This window comes from Pedobacter sp. 01T416_2 (genome assembly GCF_056398925.1).
The window spans coordinates 1-2,134 of record NZ_JBFTQI010000923.1; the positions used below are offsets into that span (position 1 = coordinate 1).

A 2,134-nucleotide genomic window follows, 5' to 3' on the forward strand; every position below is an offset into this window, starting at 1 on the left:
CTCCGGATGCTTATGTGTATGAGGCGATATTGATGATGTTCAGCAAAAAGTCGCGCTATTTACTGGTAAACGACAATGGTAATTATGTTGGCTTTTTAAGCAGGAACCGCCTTTTAAGCGAGCAGGCAGAATCTCCATTGGTTTTTATCCAATCTGTTAAATCTGCTGTGAATACCGGCGATCTAAAATTAAAATGGCAAAAAGTACCAGGCATTGTATCGCAATTATTGGCTAGAGGTGTACATTCGAAAATTGTAAATGAGGTGGTAACAACTATTGCCGATACCATTTCCTTTAAAATTATTGAAGAGGTAATTGCTAAACTTGGTCCGCCACCTGCAAAATTTGTATTTATGGTTTTGGGTAGTGAAGGCAGAAAAGAGCTTAGCTTAAAAACCGATCAGGACAATGCCATTATTTATGAAGATACCGGAGAAGATAAAAGAGCGGCTGTACGTTCTTATTTTCTAGATATGGCTACCCAGGTTTCGGATAAATTAAATTTTGTTGGTTTTGTATACTGCGATGGCGATTATATGGCCACTAACCCAAACTGGACGCATTCACTATCGCACTGGAAATACAATTATAAAAACTGGATAGAAGAAGCTTTACCAGAAGCTGCCGTAAAATTTGCTGCATTTTTTGATTGCAGGGCCATCTATGGCGATTTAACCATTATGGAAAGCTTACGTGCTTTTGTTGATGAAGAACTGCAGAAACCCATCGAAAAATTCTACGTATATCTGGCCAAAAATGCCTTACTCTATGAGCCACCGCTCACCTATTTTAGAAATATAAGAACACAAAAAATCCATAAAAAAGAGGTATTCGATATTAAAACAGCCATGACCCCTATTGTAGATCTGGCAAGGGTTTATGCTTTACAGAACAGGATTTTCCAAAAAGAGAATACGGGCGAACGTTTAAAGGCCTTAAGAGAACTTGGTGTTTTTAGTGAAGAGCAGTTTAACGAACTTTCGCAGTCTTATTATTATTTAATGGGCTTAAGATTGAAACATCAGGCTAATCTGATTATCAATGATCAGGCGGCACCCAATAACTTTATCGAAATTGATAGTTTAACCAAAATTGAAAAAGTAACCTTAATCGAAATTTTTAAAATTATCCAGAACTTTCAAAGCGGTATTCGCATGAAGTTTACCAATAGCCTGGGTTAAATTATCATTAATTCTCTTGTCTGCTTATTGTAATTGGCTACAAACTTTAATAACTTTAGGAATAACACCTGCTTATTATAAGATTAAAATACTAACCAAGTACTTAATTTAAAAATCAGACTTATGGGAAAATTTGTAATTACCAAAAGATCAAACGGAGAATTCCAGTTTAATCTTAAAGCCAGCAATGGCCAGACCATTTTAACCAGCGAAGGCTATTCAGCCAAATCGAGCTGCGAAAATGGAATCGAATCTGTTAAAAAAAATGCGCAAGATGATTCTAAATTTGAGAAAAAGACATCGTCTAATGGCAAGTACCATTTTAGTTTAAAGGCTACAAATGGCCAGATTATTGGCTCCAGCGAAATGTACGAAAGTACAGCCGCCAGAGATAACGGTATCGAATCGGTTCAAAAGAATGCACCAGACGCAGAAACAGACGATCAGAGTTAATCATCATAATTTCAATAGAAAAGTCGTCATCTCGACTGTTGCGCAGTCCCGATTTTCGGGAGAGAGCTTTATTTTTTTTTAGATTTAGCTTCGCTGAGCCTTCGGGTTCTCGGCTACGTTGCGCTCCGCTCGAAATGACGACACTTAATGACATTGCCCTCCCTCTCTTTAAGGCTACCCTGAGGGCGCAAAAATTCAATACTCTCTTCTAGAACTTTACATTCGGATGTAAACATCCATTTACTAGCAAATCAAACAGCGAATACAGGCCTATCAAACGTTTGCGCGTCATAAACTTTAAGTTCATTTTAAATAGCTAATCATAGAGCTGTAAAGCTAGGCTAACCTGCACTTCTATCATATAATTTAGCGCTATTACATTTCATCCCACACAAACGTTTGCGCGGTTTTAATTCAATCTACTGTATAAGTTTGTTTGTAACTTAAATTCAGATAAGGTAAAAATCTATTTACAATACGCTCTTTTTAAGGTTTGGAAC

At 37.0% G+C, this 2,134-nt stretch carries 2 protein-coding genes; both read left to right on the forward strand.

Translation table 11 applies throughout. From position 1 onward, the window contains the following. Positions 1 to 1,181: DUF294 nucleotidyltransferase-like domain-containing protein (locus AC1DPQ_RS25860; RefSeq protein WP_477611323.1), on the forward strand; the 1,181-nt coding region annotated here is incomplete at its 5' end. Between the two features lie 123 nt (positions 1,182 to 1,304). Continuing rightward, positions 1,305 to 1,634, forward strand: a complete 330-nt coding sequence (locus AC1DPQ_RS25865; protein WP_477582055.1) for a YegP family protein — start codon at positions 1,305 to 1,307, stop codon at positions 1,632 to 1,634. The last annotated feature ends 500 nt before the right edge of the window (positions 1,635 to 2,134 follow it).